The sequence below is a fragment of the Ruegeria sp. BG5 genome (assembly GCF_056538425.1).
Window position 1 is genome coordinate 737,108 of sequence record NZ_JBQFTC010000001.1, and the last position, 15,822, is coordinate 752,929.

Consider the following 15,822-nt stretch of genomic DNA (forward strand, 5'->3'; position numbering starts at 1 on the left):
ACCCATGGCTCCTATTCTCGACATCAACAAACTCTATAAGAATTACGGCGCGACCGAGATTCTGAAAGACATCAACATCTCGATCGATCCGGGCGACTTTCTGGTGCTGGTCGGGCCGTCGGGCTGCGGCAAGTCCACCCTGCTGAACTGTATCGCGGGGTTGGAGGAGATCACCGGCGGCACGCTGTCCATCGGCGGCAATGACATGACCCATGTCAGCCCCAAGGACCGCGACATCGCGATGGTGTTCCAGTCCTATGCGCTGTACCCGACCATGTCGGTGGCCAAGAACATAACCTTTGGCATGAAGGTGCGCGGGGTCGATCAGGCGACGCAGGAGGCCAAGCTGAAACAGGTGGCCCAATTGCTGCAGATCGAGCCGCTGCTGAACCGCCGCCCCAGCCAGTTGTCCGGCGGTCAGCGTCAGCGGGTGGCGATGGGACGGGCGCTGGTGCGCGATCCCAAACTGTTCCTGTTTGACGAGCCGCTGTCGAACCTCGACGCCAAGCTGCGGGTCGAGATGCGGACCGAGATCAAGAAGCTGCACCAGACGCTGGATGCGTCGATTGTCTACGTGACCCATGACCAGATCGAGGCTATGACGTTGGCGACCAAGATCGTCGTTCTCAAGGGTGGTGTCGTGCAGCAGATCGGTAGCCCGGCCGAGATCTACAACAACCCGGCCAACCTGTTTGTGGCCGATTTCATGGGCTCGCCCGCGATGAACCTTATCCCGGCGCAGGCCAGCAAGAACGGCCCCGGCACGCAGATCGCCATTTCGCGCCCGTCCGGGGACACGCTGGTTCTGAACGATGCGCGCGAGTTGTCGCTGCCGCAGGACGTGATCCTTGGCCTGCGCCCCGAAGACATCGCCGAGGCCGGGTTCCGCGCCGGGGCAGGCGTGCAAGAGGCCGAATGTCTGGTCGATATGGTCGAACCCGCCGGGGCCGATACCTATGTGGTCTCGGAACTGGGCGGCAAGCAGGTCACTGCACGGCTGCACGCCGAAACCAGCGCCAAAGCCGGAGAGATGCTGAACTTTGCCATCGACATGAGCAAAGTGTCGTATTTCGCAAAAGAAACCGGCGAGCGGCTGAACTGACCCCATGCGACTGGTTGCGGATATTGGCGGCACAAACACGCGGCTGGCCCTGACAGGGGCCGGTTCCGAGTTGATCGAAAACGCCAAGGGCTACAAAAACGCGGACTACGCCAGGTTCGAGGATGTGATTTTGGCGTATTTCGATGAGGTCGGTGCCCGCGACCCCGACCAGATCGTGGTTGCCATGGCCGGGCCGGTCAGCGGCAACAAGGGCCGATTGACCAATCTGGATTGGGTTATTGACGGCCCTGCCTTGTCGTCGCGCTTTTCGGGCGCGCGGGTGCGTGTGATCAATGACCTGACCGCCTTGGGCCACGCGGCCTTTCACCTGAAACCTGCGCAACTTTTGTCTGTCGTGGAAAATGATCCACTGGGCTCTGAGCAACCACAGGCGCTGGTGGTGGGGATCGGCACCGGTTTCAACGTCAGCCCGGCGGTCGATCTGGGCGACCGGACGGTCTGCCCGCCGGTCGAGGCCGGGCATGCGAGCCTATATAGCTCGGTCAGCGCCGCGCTGGAGGACGTGCAACCGGGCCTGTCCGCAGCCTTTCCCACGGTCGAGACGCTGTTCTCGGGCCGTGGCCGCCGCAAGTTCCTGTCCTTGGTCACAGGGCAGCGCGTTGACAGCGCCACGCCCTATATCGCCAAAACCGGCGAACCCGGAAACGAAGTCTTTGACACGGCGCTTGAAAGCTACGCGCATCTGATCGGCGTGTTGCTGCGTGAATTGAAGGTGGCCTACCTGCCCACCGATGGAATCTTTCTGGCCGGGGGCGTTGCGCGCAGCTCGCTTGTGGGCAAACGGGCCGAGATTTGCTGCGCGGCTTTGTTACAGAAAAACGACTATGTATCGCTTTCGCCTTCGGTCTGGATCATCGATGACGATGCGGCGGCGCTAACAGGCTGCGCATCACTGGCCTGAAACCCGGTTTCGTTCAACGTCAAGTAAACAAGTTGGGATATCGGACTCAACCGTCTGGTAACGGCGTGGTGCACCCACTAAGCTCGGCCCGACCTTGCGGCAGAGAGGTTTTGTTCCTGCCGGCAAGGGCCGTTGTGGAGCCAAAATGCGTGTCAGTGTCGGGATCGCCGTATCTATACTTGTTGCCCTGTCGATCGGTGTATCGACCTTTGCCGTGCATTCCCTGTGGTGGACCACGGCACGGGAAAACAGCCGGATGCTGGCGGCCGAGATCAATGGCCAGATCGCCAATACCGTAAAAACCGAACTGGGCCTGACCCTAAGGTCGGCCGAGGCGGCCTGGGCCGCGGTGCGGACCATCTTTATCCAGAACGTCATCCAGACCCGTCAGGCCGACAAGCGCGAATTTGTGTTTCTGTCGCAGCTGCAGGCGCAGCCCAATATCTCGTGGATCACCTTCGGCTGGCCCGACGGCAATTTCTTTGCCGCCCATCGTCTGGGCGACAGCGGGCTGGAGATGATCGAGATCGACGAGAATATCCGCGACCGACAACTGCGCAAGGATCGCTACATCTTCATCCCCGGCGATATCCAGTTCGAGGAACGCAGCTTTACCGAAACCGGATACGACCCACGCGCGCATGCCTGGTACCGTAATTTCATAACCCGTGACACGCCCGACTGGATCGAGGTCCGGGACCTGCCGGACAGCGACAAGACCGTCTATGCCTTTGCCGGTCCAATTGACGTGCGCCGTCAGCGGCAGGGTGTTTTGGCTGTGGCCATCGACACTGACCGGTTGTCGCGCTTTCTGGGCTCCTTGCGCCCGGGCGAGTTTGGCGCGGCCTTTATCCTGAACGCCGATGGCAAGGTGATCGCCATTCCCGATCCCAAGGCGGATGAGGTCACTCCGGCCCGGATGGGTGAGGGGGAGCTGTATGAGGTTGCCAAGATCTCGGGCGAACGGTTGATGGCGGATGCGGAAAACAAGACGCCCGGCCCGGTGACCAAGCGGATCGTTTATGACGACGTGCCTTATGCTGTGGCGCTGACGCCGCTGGGGTTTTACGGCTGGCGGGTCGCTACGGTGATCCCGGAATCGGCTTTCCTGTCGGGGATCGACCGGACGCTGGTCAATCTCGTCTACATCCTGCTTGGGGTCGTGGTTGTGGCCATCGGTCTGGCGATCTGGTTCGTGCGCCACGTGGTGGCGAACCCGCTGTCCCGCGTGGCCGAGGACCTGAGCCGGATCGAGCGGTTTGACGTTGAACAGGTCTCGCGCCGCCCCTCGCGCCTGACCGAGTTGGAGAACCTGTCGGCGGCAACGGCCAGCATGGCGGTGGGTCTGTCGGCCTTCCGCAAATACGTGCCGACCGATCTGGTTCGGATGCTGGTGGCCGAAGGGATCAAGACCCAGCCCGGTGGTGAGACCAAACAGATCTCGGTTCTGTTCTGCGATGTGTCGGGCTTCACCGGTTTGACCGAGAAGCACGGCCCCAAGATCGTGGAGCTGATGGAGCCGTTTTTCAGCGCGGCCTCATCCACCATCGAACGGCATGACGGGACTATCGACAAGTTCATCGGCGACGCGGTGATGGCCTTTTGGGGCGCGCCCCGGGCGAACCCGGATCACGCCGAACATGCCTGCCGCGCGGCGCTTGAACTGATCGATGTGGTGGAAAAATCGGGCCTTCAACGCGAAAACGACAATGCGCTGCGGGTGCGGATCGGGCTGAACAGCGGTGAGGCCTTGGTCGGCAATATCGGGTCCGAGCAGCGGTTGAACTACACCGCGATTGGTGACGTTGTGAATGTGGCCAGCCGCCTGGAAGGGGCCAACAAGGGCTACGGAAGCTCGATCATCATCGGTCCCGAAACTAGGCGCGAGGCGGGCGAGTCCATCGTCGTGCGCGAATTGGACACGGTTGAGATCATGGGCCGGTCGAAGGAACTGGTGGTGTTTGAACTGATCGCCATGGCAGACAGTTTCACCGGGCCCCGCGACTGGATCGACGCGTATCAGACCGGTCTGTCCCACTTCCGCGCCGAACGCTTTGCCGAGGCTATCGCCGCCTTCCAAAAGGCCGACAGCTTGCGCGGCGGTGATCCGGCGTCGGTTATCATGATGAAACGCGCCTCCGCCCTGCAGTCTGATCCTGTACAGACCGCCTGAGCCTAGCGGGCGGCGGTCGTTATGAAGAAATAGACCCACTCACCTTTGAAATCCGCATCCTCGGCACGGGCATCGGCAACGCGTTGCCTGAGGAAATCCAGATACGGACCGGCGGGTTCGGCAAGGGGCCGTTCCCCTTCATACAAAGGCACGGATGAGGCGAAGGCCACGGCGATTTCCTGCCCGTAGGGCGGGCCGATGGTAATGAAAAGGCCGGGATCGCCCTGTTTCTCGGCTCCGATCTTCAGCGCCGCCTTGGCAGGCGTTTGCGTCAATGGGGCCGAACTGTTGGGGCTGAGGTGGATCACCTGACCGGCAGCGTCGAAATAATCGACATAGACATAAGCGTCGTAGTCAGCCCCGGTCAGGTCCAGCACCAGTTGCTGGCCTTGGGTATATATGAACTCGCGTGCATGAACGTCCTCACCCACCAGAAGCGAGTTGGTGATCTGGTCCGTCGATTGCGGCAGGCCGACGGATGCGATCCCGGATAGCGCGCCGCATTGGGGGCGCGGCAGGATCAGCAGATTGTCGGCCACCCGGATGTTTTCACCCATCCGGGCCTGCAAGGCAGACAGGACCGGCGCGCGCAAGCCGTCCTCGGGGATATGGCCGATCAGCTCCAGCGTGTTGGTCTCGGGCTGGAACTGAACCTGCAACCGGGCGCAAGGCACCTGAGACAGCAGCCCGTCGATCCCGTCGCGCAGATCCTGCGCGCTTTGGCCCACATCCTCGGGCCTTGTGAAACTTTGGAACGCGGCGAGGCTGACCGGATCGACCGGGCCATCGCCCGTGGCCGAAAACACGTCGGTGGCCTTGGCCGTTTCCGTTTCGGGGACCGTCTGGGTCAATGCCACGGGCTGCGCCTCAACCGCTGTCGCGCTTTCCGCTTTGGGGGCCGCTAGGGCCACCGCCTGGGTCGGTGCAATCCCGGCCTCGACCGCGTTCAGCGGCAGGCTGGCGGCAATCAGGGGTGCGGCTGCGACCTCGGCGGTCTCAAGCGGCAGGGGGGCATCCTGAACCGGGGTCAGGGCCTCGGCGCGCGCGGTCTGATCCTCGGCGTGAAGTTCAACGGATGGGGCCGCGATGGCCGTGGCCGAGGATTGCGGGATCGCGCCTTGTTGCAGTTGCGCGCCTGTTGCATCTGCGTTCTCGGCGGTGGTGGCCTCGGGCTGCGCCTCAACGGCGGTGCTTTGGGTCACCTGATGCGCTGACAGTTGCATCCGGGTTTCGGGCACGGGCTGTTCCGTGACGGGCTCGGGGTTGACCGAGTGCAGCAGAACCACGCCAGCCACGGCATGCAGCGCCACTGAACATAGCAGGGCCGCGCCCCATATCAGCGGCGCGCGCCTCATCGGATCGGCCCCGGCGGGGTGACGACCAGAACCACATCGCGTGCGCCTGAGGCTTCGAATTCGGCGATCAGCGGCAGAACTTCGCGCAAGGCGGCGTCCTGATGGGCGTTGATGCGGATCAGCAGGTCGGGGTTTTTGTCCAATTCCGCCTGAACCTGTTGCAGGGCATCCGCGCTGGTCACTTCGGTGCCGTCCAGCGCGAAGGTTCCGTCGATACTGACCGACAGGGTCAGACCGCCCGCAGGCATATCCGCACCGGTTTGCGCGACGGGGGGTAAGACGTCGAACGGGGCGGTTGCATCCATCCGGCCGATCAGCATGAAGAAGACCAGCAGGAAGAACACCACGTCGATCAGGGCAATGATTGTCTCGGGGCGATTGCGGGGTGCGGGGCGCGTGATCCTCATGGCCGCGCCTCCAGCCGGACAACACGCAGATTGGCGACACCCGCCTGTGTGACCACATCCATCACCGAGACCAGCGATTGCAGCCGGGCGCTGCCAGTGGGCAGGATGATCACCTGCGTCGCTGCGTTCTGGGTCAGGCGGTCGCGCAGCAGCAGGGTCAGCGCCTCAGGCTCCAACGCCTTGCCCTGAAAATGCGGTGCCCCATCCGCGCCGATGCGGATCAGCAGAACGCCCGAGGCATCCGGGCCGCTTGTCGCCGAGGCGGGGGCAGGGCGGTCGGATTGCGCCAGCGCCGGGATCATGTCGAGGTTCAGATAGGTCGAGGTCACCATGAAGAAGACCAGCAGAATCAGCATCACGTCGATCATCGGCACCAGTGAGATCACTGGCCGTGATGGTGTGCGTCTGCTCAGGCTGATCTCGCGCGACATCGATGGCCCCTTAATGCGCGCCGCGTTCTTCAAGTACCATCAGGCGACCCACCGCGTTTTCGATGGATTGTGCCCCGGCCTCGGCTCGCCCAGATAGCAAAGACGCCCCGATCGCGGCAGGTATGGCCACCAGCAGCCCGGCGGCGGTGGTCAGCAACGCCTGCCAGATCCCACCCGCCAGGACCGAGGCATTGGCCGAACCCTGCGCCAGTTCCAGTTCCTGAAACGACTGGATCATACCGGTCACGGTACCCAGCAGGCCCAGCAGGGGTGAGATCATGGCGATCAGCTCAAGCACGCGGATCCATGTGTTCATCGCCGTGAATTCAAGATTGCCGCGCCGGGTCAGTTCCGCCGTCAGGGCCGGGCCTTTGAAGCCGTCGATCAGCGCCTGCATCGCATAGGCGCAAACCCGGTCTGCCGGGGATTTGCCGGATGCCAAAACCGACTGAGCGGCCTGCCTGTCACCATTTGACCATTGCACAAGGGCCGCATCGCGCGCCGCTGCGCCGGATCGGACCGGGGCAAGTTGGATGACCTTGAACGCGATCACGGTCAGCGACAGCAAAGACAATGCGCCAAGAACGATCAGGATCGGGCCGCCGGTGCCCAGATTTTCAAACCCCAACATGGCTTATTGCGCCAGGCTGGCTGAGGTCTTGCTGTCCAGCGCCAGCAGCGGGAAGCAATCGATGGGTTCGGCATTCTGCGGCGTGCAGGCAGGCAGGTCGTGCAGCAGAACCTCGGAGATGTTGGCGCAGTCGATCTCGGGGATTTCGAACAGTTTCAGAACGGTGCGCTGGACGGGCAGGGGGGCCGCGTCGATGGACAGCAGCCGGTCGATCACGCCATTGCCGTCCAGAATGGCCAGCGACATCTCAAACTCTTCGAAACTGTTGCCGGTCTGGTTGCGGAACAGGAAAAAGGCGCGGCAGCCGCCGGTTTCACCGGGTTCGAACTTGTTCAGCTCGATCGACAGTTTGCCTTCATCCGCGTGCGCGATCACGGGCGACAGCGCCAGCAGGAAGGCGGCGAAAATCCCTGGTCTCATGTTTGGTTCCCTGTTCTTATGTGCGACGGCATTGATTTTGGGCCCTGTGGTGACGTCAGGACCCTGTCCGATCATTGCAGCAACAGGGCCAGACCGGGAAGATAAAACTGCGCGGTTCGTGAAAGCTTGAACCGGGCGGCGTTTTGAACACGCCCCGTAGCGCAAGGGCGAATATGTATGTTAAGTTCGACATAACCGGGCCAATGCGGCGGATTAACCACACAGAATGCAGATAAATAGCAAAGTGTTTGCCAGTCTTTAACTCCTGTGAACAAATTCATACACACGGGACCACACGCTGCGCTAAGCGGTGCAAGAGAACAAGAATCGACGAAAAAGTCAGATGCGAACGGGGAAAAAATGGATCTAACGTCTTATCTGGAACCCAGGGGGGATGATGCCCCGAGCGGCGAGAATCTGGAATACGATCCTGCGTTCACAGATTTGGAGATTGCCGCGCAGCCCGGCGAAGAACGTCAGATGGGCGACGAGGTTGTCGCGGCGGAAGAACAGGACTGGGGCTATGTCGAAGGCAAATCGCTGGCGGTCATGGACAAAAGTCACGACCTGCGCGCCGCAGTCTATCTGGCCGAGGCGGTGCTGCACACCAAGGGCTTGCCCGCCTTTGCGACCTCGATCGGGTATGTGAAATCGCTGCTGGAAGATTTCTGGGACAGCTGTCACCCCGAACTGGACGAAGATGACGGCGATGCCACGATGCGGATCAATGCGGTGCGTGGGCTGGCCTCGACCGATCGCATCGTGCGGGCGCTGCGCCGCACCGGCCTGACCGAAAGCCGGATGTTTGGCCACATGACCCTGCGCCATCTTGAGGTGGCCGAGGGCAAGATCAACATGCCGCCGGACATGGATGACATTCCCGATGCCACCAGCGTCGCGGCGGCGTTCAAGGATACCGATGATGAGGTTCTGGCGGCCAATGCCGGTGCGGTTGCGGGCGCGCTGGACGATGTGGCCGCAATCGATGCGGTCTTTTCCGACAAGACACCCGGCGAAGGCCCCGACCTTGAGCCGCTGACCGATGTCCTGAAACACATCAAACAGGCGCTGGCGCGCTATGCCGATGTGGGTGAGGTGGACGAGGATGATGCCGGCGACACCGACGCGGGCGCTGCCCCGGCGGCGGCGCGGGCTGCTGCGCCGGGGCCGTCGGGGGGCGGTGCGATCAACTCGCCCGATGATGTCACGATGATGCTGGATCGCATCATGGACTATTATGCACGCTGCGAGCCGTCCAGCCCGCTGCCGGTCCTGCTGGAACGTGCAAAGCGCCTTGTTAATGCCGATTTTCTGACGATTATCGAAGACATGGCGAAGGAAGGTCTGGATGAGGTCCGCCAGATTGGCGGTCTCAAGCAGGACGACGACGATTATTAATCCGGTCCGGCTGCGCCGGTACAGCGGATTGCAAGTAAAAACTGATGGATGAATCGAGGAGCATCAGATGGCTGACAGTTCACAGAAATTTATAGCCCGGAACAGGGCTCCGAGGGTTCAGATCGAATATGATGTTGAACTGTACGGGGCCGAGAAGAAGGTACAGCTGCCTTTTGTCATGGGCGTCATGAGCGATCTGGCGGGCAAGTCCGAGGTCGAACAACCCGCCGTGGCAGACCGCAAGTTTCTGGAGATCGATGTCGACAATTTCGATGACCGGATGAAGTCGATGGCCCCGCGCGCGGCCTTTACCGTGCCGAACACCCTGACGGGTGAGGGCAATCTGGCCGTGGATATCACATTTGAATCGATGGATGATTTCAGCCCGGCGGCCATCGCCGCCAAGGTCGAACCGCTGAAAGAGCTGCTGGATGCGCGCACGCAGTTGTCCAACCTGATGACGTATATGGATGGTAAGACCGGGGCCGAGGATCTGATTTCCAAGATCATGCAGGACCCGAGCCTGCTGAAGACACTGGCAGCCCAGCCCAAACCGGGCGGCGACGCCGCCGAGGAGGAGTAAAAGATGGCCGAAGAAGAAGCCAAGGTAGAAGCCGCCGAAGGCGCGACAGCATTTGGATCCTCGGAATTCGAGGCGCTGCTGACCAAAGAGTTCCGCCCCAAATCGGATCAGGCGAAAACCGCTGTTGAAAGCGCGGTCAAGACGCTGGCCGAACAGGCGCTGGCCAATACCGGCCTGATCTCGGACGACGCTCTGCGCTCGATCGAAGGGATCATCGCCGAGATTGACAAGAAGCTGACCGAGCAGGTGAACCTGATCCTGCACCATGCCGATTTCCAGCAGATGGAAAGCGCGTGGCGTGGTCTGCATTATCTGGTGAACAACACCGAAACCGACGAGATGCTGAAAATCCGCGTGATGAACATCTCGAAAAAGGACATGCACAAGACCCTGCGCAAGTTCAAAGGCACCGCGTGGGATCAGTCGCCGATCTTCAAGAAGCTCTACGAAGAGGAATTCGGCCAGTTCGGCGGCGAGCCTTACGGCACTTTGGTCGCGGATTACCATTTCGACCACAGCCCGCAGGATATCGAGCTGCTGGGCGAGATGTCCAAGATCGCAGCCGCGGCCCACGCGCCGCTGATCACCGGCGCCAAGCCCAGCCTGTTCCAGATGGACAGCTGGTCGGAACTGGCCAACCCGCGCGATCTGACCAAGATCTTCCAGACCCCGGAATATGCCGCATGGCGGTCGCTGCGCGACAGTGAAGATGCCAAATATGTCGGTCTGGCGATGCCACGCTTCCTGGGTCGTCTGCCCTATGGTTCGAAAACCGAACCGGTTGAAGAGTTCGCGTTCGAGGAAGACACCACCGGTGCCAACAGCGAAAGCTATAGCTGGGTGAACGCAGCCTATGGCATGGCGGTGAACATCAACCGTTCGTTCAAGGAATACGGCTGGTGCTCGCGCATTCGCGGTGTGGAAAGCGGCGGTACGGTCGAAGGCCTGCCGGCGCATACGTTCCCGACAGACGATGGCGGCGTGGACATGAAGTGCCCGACCGAGATCGCGATCTCGGACCGGCGCGAGGCGGAACTGGCCAAAAACGGCATGATGCCTCTGATCCACCGCAAGAACAGCGATTCGGCGACCTTCATCGGCGCGCAGTCGCTGCACAAACCGGCCGAATATGACGATCCGGACGCAACCGCGAACGCCAACCTGGCCGCGCGCCTGCCTTACCTGTTCGCGACCTGCCGATTCGCGCATTACCTGAAATGCATGGTGCGCGACAAAGTGGGTTCGTTCAAAAGCCGTCAGGACATGGAAACCTGGCTGCAGGACTGGATCAACCAGTATGTGGACTTCAACGCAGATGTCTCGGCCGAAGCGGAAAAAGCCCGCAAGCCGCTGGCCTCGGCCGAGGTCGTCGTAGAGGACGTGGAAGGCAACCCCGGATATTACACATCCAAGTTCTTCCTGCGTCCGCACTATCAACTTGAAGGTCTGTCGGTTTCGCTACGTCTCGTATCGAAACTTCCGTCAGAAAAAGGCGCATAAAAGTAAAAAAACCTGGCGGGATGTGAATTGTTTCACTGCCGCCGGGCCGACATTTCCGTAGACCGGAACCATAAACCTTAGAGGAAGGCAAAATGGAAAACGTATTCGTAAAAATCGACGGAATCCCCGGTGAAGCACGTGAGAAAGGTCACAAGGACTGGATCGCCTGTAAGACGTTGGCATGGGAAGTTGCCCGCACCTTGGACATGGCCGACCTGGGCACCACCCAGCGTGGCTATGCCAACGCCAACTTCGGCAAAGTCACCATGACAACCGAGCTGAGCAAGGCATCCCCCAAGCTGATGCTGTATGTTGCATCGGGCAAAGCGACCAAAGAGATGACTGTTCATCTGTGCCGGTCAGGCGATGACGACAAGAAAGGCATGGAGCCCTATCTGATCTTCACCCTGCGCCACGCAATCATCGACAGCTACTCGGTCGATGGCGGCGAGGATTCGATCCCGTCGGAAAACTGGACCATCGCTTATCGTGGTATCCAGATTCAGTACAAAGAAGCTGACTTCAACACCGGCAAACTGGGCAGCCCGACCGAGTTCCTGTGGAACCTGGAAACCGGCGACGTCAGCTAAGCCCTGCAAGACCATGGGTCCCGGCGGCGTGGGCTGCCGGGGCCTTTACGCATTTTTACCATCCTGACAGCGCGAGGGTTACATGACGCCGGAAGAGCATCTTAAATCAGGCGATCTGGCGGCCACGCTGGCCACTCTGCAAGACAAGATCCGCGCCAATCCCGCAGATGCCAAGCTGCGGATTTTTCTGTTTCAGCTGCTCTGTGTTATGGGCGACTGGAAGCGCGCGATCACCCAGCTGAAGCTGAGCGCCGAGATGGATGAAGCGGCCACGATGATGGCCAAAACCTATCGCGAGGCGATCATCTGCGAGGTCTATCGCGAAAAGGTGTTTGCGGGGGAAAAGACCCCGATGATTTTTGGCGAGCCGCAGGAATGGCTGGCCCATCTGATCGAAGCGCAGAAGCTGACCGCAGGGGGGCACTTTGATCAGGCCGCCGAGATGCGCGGGCGTGCCTTCGACGCCGCCCCGGCAACCTCGGGCACTGTGAACGGTGAGGCGTTCGAATGGATTGCCGATGCAGACATGCGTCTGGGACCGGTGTTGGAAGTGATCGTGAACGGCCGTTACTTCTGGCTGCCCTTTGCACAGATCGTCCGCTTGGACATCGATCCCCCCAGTGATTTGCGCGACGCGGTCTGGACCGCGTGCACGCTGACCGTCGCCAGCGGCGGCGAGGTCGCGGCACTGATCCCGACGCGCTATGCCGGCACCACCGAACAGGGCGACGATGCGGCGCGTCTGGCACGGGCGACAAGCTGGGCTGATGCCGGCGCGGATACTTTTGTCGGCCTTGGACAGCGATTGTTGGCGACAGATAAATCTGACGTCGCATTGTTGGATATTCGCGAACTGGTACTGGACGTCGCCGTGGAGGCCGAGGAAGCGGCAGGAGATGGCTGAAAAGACACTTGCCGAACGATTGCAGCCTTCGCTTCTGGATCGGCTGACCGATAACGCTCCGGATCAGAAGAAAGAAGGGCGCGATGCACGTGTCATCGATGTTGGCCGTCTGCGAGAGATTATCCAGCGCGATTTGTCCATGTTGCTTAATACCACCGATCAGTCCGATCTGATCGACGAAGATGTTTATCCCTACGCGTCGAAATCCGTGTTGAACTACGGCATTCGCGAAACCTCGGGCGCGTTTTCGACCCTGAGGCAGGCGCAGCGCATCCGGAAATCCATTGCGGATTCGATTGAGGTGTTCGAACCCCGGATCGTGAAAGGTTCGGTCGCGGTTGATCTGCGGTCGGAAAACCGCTCGGGCGAGATGCATGTCGAATTCGACATCCGCGCCGTGATGTGGGCACAGCCGATGCCGCTGGAACTCTATCTGCGCAGCCGGGTCGATGTGACCACCGGCGAAGTCGCGATTGAGCGGAGTTAGACGCCATGGATACGCGACTGCTGAAACATTACGAAACCGAACTGGCCTTTCTGCGGGAAATGGGGGCCGAGTTTGCCAGTGCCTATCCCAAGATCGCCTCGCGGCTGGGCATGGAGGGGATCGAAGTTGTCGATCCCTATGTCGAGCGTCTGCTGGAAGGCAGCGCCTTTCTGGCCGCGCGGGTGCAGTTGGAACTGGAGATGCAGTTCCCGACCTTCACCTCGAACCTGCTCGAGATTGTTTACCCGCATTATCTGGCCCCGACGCCGTCGATGATGATCGCGCAGCTTGAGCCGGACGTGGGCAACGCCGCGCTGAAAGAGGGGTATCCGATTGCCCGGGGGTCCACCCTGCGGGCGCGTCTGGCCGAAGGGGAACAGACGGCCTGTGAGTTTTCGACCGCATCGGACCTGACACTTTGGCCTATCGAGATTTCCGAGGCGGAATATATCGACGGTCGCGGAGAGCTGGTGGCCGCCGGTGTGGCCCGCGACACCGACGCCCGCGCGGGCATCCGGTTGCGGCTGAACCGAACCGATGGCGAGCCGATGGCTGAGCTTGAGATGGACAGCCTTGTGCTGCATCTCGACACGCAAAGCGGCAAACCCTGGGCGCTGCACGAATTGCTGGCCACCCAATGCGTTGGTCTGACCGGGCGTTCCACCGACCGCCGCGCCGACTGGACGACGCGCCTGACCGACGCGGATGTGGTGCCCAAAGGGTTCGAACCGGACGAGGCGCTGTTGCCGACCCCGCGCCAGTCTTTCGACGGCTATCGCCTGTTGCAGGAATATTTCGCCATGCCGGAACGGTTCCTGTTTGTGGAACTGACCGGGCTGAAACCCGCGCTCAGGCAATCGGCGGGGACGGATGTCGATATCTACATCCTGCTGAAAGATGGTATGCGCGACGTGGCCCCTGCGGTCACACCTGCGGCGTTTTCGCTGAATGCGGTGCCTGCCGTGAACCTGTTTCACCGCCGCTGCGACCGTGTGCATATCACCCAGATGGACACCCAGCACCACGTGGTGCCGAACCGGACGGCGGGGTTGGATTACGAGATTTTCTCGATCGAGCGTGTGACCGGTATCCAGTCTGAAGAGGAAGGAGATATTCCTTTCCGACCCTTCTACAGCGACACCGATCTGACGGCGGCGGGCGACAATCACTCGGCCTATTACACCGTCAAACGGCGGATGCGGCAGCGCAATGAAAAAGAGCGTCTGCGCGGGGTGCGAACCTCGTATCTGGGGTCCGAGGTCTACCTGACCTTGGTGGATCGGGCGCAGGCCCCCTATCCCGGATCGCTGGATCAGTTGGCAGTTGAAGCCTTATGTTCGAACCGTGACCTGCCCATGCTGCTGGCGGCGGGCGGCGACGATGTGTTCCACCTGCCCGATGGCGGGCCGGTTAAATCGGTGCGCACCCCGGTCACGCCAACGCGCCCTCATGCAACGTTGGCGCAAGGCGATGCGGCGTGGAAGCTGATCAGCCACCTGAGCCTCAACTACCTGTCCATCGCGGGCGACGGCAAGGAAGGCGGGGCAGGGGCGTTGCGCGAGCTTCTGGGTATTTACGCCCCCCTGGGCAACCGCGTGACGGAAAAGCAGTTGGATGGCGTGGTCTCGGTCACCAGCCGCCCCATTGTGCGCCGCATGAGCGACGAGGTGCTCAGCACCGCCGTGCGGGGTCTGGAAATCACGCTGGGCTTTGACGAAAGCTTTTACGAAGGCACCAGCGTTTACGTGCTGGGCGCGGTGCTCGAAAGGTTCTTCCGCAAATACACCACGATCAACAGTTTCACGGAAACCGTTCTGAAAACCGAACGACGAGGAGAGATTGCCAGATGGCGACCGGCAGCCGGACTGGGCAGGATCATCTGAGCCTGCTTGCCGCGCTTGCGGCCGACCCTGAGAGACATCATGTCTTTCAGGCGTTGCGGGTGATCGAAGCGCATTATGCCGATGCGCCGCGTCTGGGGGAATCGCGCCGCCCGCGCGAGGATCGCGTGCGTCTGGGGCAGGATGTCTCGCTGGCCTTTCCACCCACCACACTGACGCGGTTTGAACCGGCGACGGATGCGGCTCCGGGCAAGCTGAACAATCTGTTCTTCGGCTTCTTCGGCCCGCAAGGTCCGATGCCGCTGCACCTGACCGAGTTCGCTCGTGACCGGCAGCGCAACCACCGCGACCCGACCTTTGTCGCCTTTGCCGACATGTTGACCCACCGGATGATGAGCTTGCTCTATCGTGCGTGGGCCGCGGCGGAACCGGCCCCCAGTTTTGACCGGGGTGATGACCCGTTCGAACAGCGTGTGGCGGCCTTGGCCGGCTTCAAGGGCGCTGATTTCAGCGACCGCGACGCGATGCCCGACATGCTGCGCCGCTTTTTTGCGGGGCATCTGGGATCGGGGACCAAGACGGTCGAGGGTCTGATCGCGATCATCTCCGACTATTTCGGGGTCGAGGCCCATGTGCAGCAATTCATCGGCTCTTGGTTGGAGCTGGAACCGGATGACACATGGCAATTGGGCGGGCCTGCGCGGCTGGGTCAATCGACCAGCATTGGCAACCGGGTCTGGTCACGCTCGGCCAAGTTCCGTGTTCGCATCGGGCCTCTGTCGCTTGAGGATTACAAGCGTCTTCTGCCCGGCGGCGTGTCGCAAGAAAGGTTGGAGTCGATTCTGCGCACCTATGCGGGAGATACGCTGGATTGGGAGGTCAATCTGGTGCTGGCCGGCGACGAGGTGCCGCGCGCATCGCTGGGCGGAACCACACAGCTGGGCCATACCAGCTGGATCCGCACCCGCGATGACCCTGACAAAAACCGCCCGGACGCGGATGATCTGATTCTGTATCCCGGTTACGTAACACAAGAATTCGAGGCCGAAGAACTGGCCCACAGCGAGAGGTATTGAAG

At 61.2% G+C, this 15,822-nt stretch carries 16 protein-coding genes; 11 read left to right on the forward strand and 5 right to left on the reverse strand.

The features are described from left to right. Positions 1–4 precede the first annotated feature (4 nt). From ACR0KX_RS03430 to ACR0KX_RS03440, 3 genes are all read left to right on the forward strand, one after another. Complete coding sequence (locus ACR0KX_RS03430) at positions 5–1,102, forward strand: sn-glycerol-3-phosphate ABC transporter ATP-binding protein UgpC (RefSeq protein ID WP_170622512.1); 1,098 nt, start codon at positions 5–7, stop codon at positions 1,100–1,102. A gap of 4 nt (positions 1,103–1,106) precedes the next feature. Beyond that, entirely contained in the window at positions 1,107–2,024 is a 918-nt protein-coding gene (locus ACR0KX_RS03435; RefSeq protein WP_170622513.1) for a glucokinase, read from the forward strand. A 145-nt stretch (positions 2,025–2,169) separates the two neighbouring features. Continuing rightward, positions 2,170–4,197, forward strand: a complete 2,028-nt coding sequence (locus tag ACR0KX_RS03440; protein ID WP_170622514.1) for an adenylate/guanylate cyclase domain-containing protein — start codon at positions 2,170–2,172, stop codon at positions 4,195–4,197. 2 nt (positions 4,198–4,199) lie between these two features. Here ACR0KX_RS03440 and ACR0KX_RS03445 read toward each other — a convergent pair whose 3' ends face one another. Genes ACR0KX_RS03445 through ACR0KX_RS03465 form a run of 5 tightly spaced genes read right to left on the reverse strand, consistent with a single transcriptional unit; the run spans position 4,200 to position 7,441 of the window. Further along, positions 4,200–5,552, reverse strand: a complete 1,353-nt coding sequence (locus tag ACR0KX_RS03445) for a DUF4384 domain-containing protein (protein WP_170622515.1) — start codon at positions 5,550–5,552, stop codon at positions 4,200–4,202. After that, positions 5,549–5,959, reverse strand: a complete 411-nt coding sequence (locus tag ACR0KX_RS03450) for an ExbD/TolR family protein (protein WP_170622516.1) — start codon at positions 5,957–5,959, stop codon at positions 5,549–5,551. Before ACR0KX_RS03450 ends, ACR0KX_RS03445 begins: the two co-directional genes overlap by 4 nt. Next, on the reverse strand, positions 5,956–6,390 hold the full coding sequence (locus tag ACR0KX_RS03455; protein ID WP_170622517.1) for an ExbD/TolR family protein: 435 nt from the start codon (positions 6,388–6,390) through the stop codon (positions 5,956–5,958). Before ACR0KX_RS03455 ends, ACR0KX_RS03450 begins: the two co-directional genes overlap by 4 nt. A gap of 10 nt (positions 6,391–6,400) precedes the next feature. Further along, positions 6,401–7,021: a MotA/TolQ/ExbB proton channel family protein gene (locus ACR0KX_RS03460; RefSeq protein WP_170622518.1), complete on the reverse strand. Its 621-nt coding sequence runs from the start codon at positions 7,019–7,021 to the stop codon at positions 6,401–6,403. A gap of 3 nt (positions 7,022–7,024) precedes the next feature. Continuing rightward, positions 7,025–7,441, reverse strand: a complete 417-nt coding sequence (locus ACR0KX_RS03465) for a hypothetical protein (protein ID WP_170622519.1) — start codon at positions 7,439–7,441, stop codon at positions 7,025–7,027. A gap of 360 nt (positions 7,442–7,801) precedes the next feature. On the opposite strand from ACR0KX_RS03465, the gene tssA reads away from it, so the two are divergent. The 8 genes from tssA (at position 7,802) to tssG (ending at position 15,820) form a co-directional block, all read left to right on the forward strand. Next, a complete protein-coding gene (tssA, locus tag ACR0KX_RS03470) occupies positions 7,802–8,839 on the forward strand; it encodes a type VI secretion system protein TssA (protein ID WP_480707858.1) in 1,038 nt (345 codons plus the stop codon). Between the two features lie 67 nt (positions 8,840–8,906). Beyond that, positions 8,907–9,422 carry a type VI secretion system contractile sheath small subunit gene (gene tssB, locus ACR0KX_RS03475; RefSeq protein ID WP_039526464.1) on the forward strand — a complete coding sequence of 172 codons (516 nt, stop codon included), beginning with the start codon at positions 8,907–8,909 and terminating at the stop codon, positions 9,420–9,422. A 3-nt stretch (positions 9,423–9,425) separates the two neighbouring features. Further along, positions 9,426–10,922, forward strand: a complete 1,497-nt coding sequence (gene tssC / locus ACR0KX_RS03480; protein WP_170622521.1) for a type VI secretion system contractile sheath large subunit — start codon at positions 9,426–9,428, stop codon at positions 10,920–10,922. A gap of 92 nt (positions 10,923–11,014) precedes the next feature. Continuing rightward, a complete protein-coding gene (locus ACR0KX_RS03485) occupies positions 11,015–11,512 on the forward strand; it encodes an Hcp family type VI secretion system effector (protein WP_170622522.1) in 498 nt (165 codons plus the stop codon). 82 nt (positions 11,513–11,594) lie between these two features. Further along, positions 11,595–12,416 (forward strand): type VI secretion system accessory protein TagJ, encoded by an 822-nt coding sequence (locus tag ACR0KX_RS03490; RefSeq protein ID WP_170622523.1) that lies wholly within the window; start codon positions 11,595–11,597, stop codon positions 12,414–12,416. Then, entirely contained in the window at positions 12,409–12,903 is a 495-nt protein-coding gene (tssE, locus tag ACR0KX_RS03495) for a type VI secretion system baseplate subunit TssE (protein ID WP_170622524.1), read from the forward strand. Before ACR0KX_RS03490 ends, tssE begins: the two co-directional genes overlap by 8 nt. Positions 12,904–12,908: 5 nt before the next feature. Further along, positions 12,909–14,786: a type VI secretion system baseplate subunit TssF gene (tssF, locus tag ACR0KX_RS03500; RefSeq protein ID WP_480707860.1), complete on the forward strand. Its 1,878-nt coding sequence runs from the start codon at positions 12,909–12,911 to the stop codon at positions 14,784–14,786. Beyond that, positions 14,750–15,820 carry a type VI secretion system baseplate subunit TssG gene (gene tssG, locus ACR0KX_RS03505; protein WP_170622526.1) on the forward strand — a complete coding sequence of 357 codons (1,071 nt, stop codon included), beginning with the start codon at positions 14,750–14,752 and terminating at the stop codon, positions 15,818–15,820. The genes tssF and tssG overlap by 37 nt, the downstream gene beginning before the upstream one ends. Positions 15,821–15,822 lie beyond the last annotated feature (2 nt).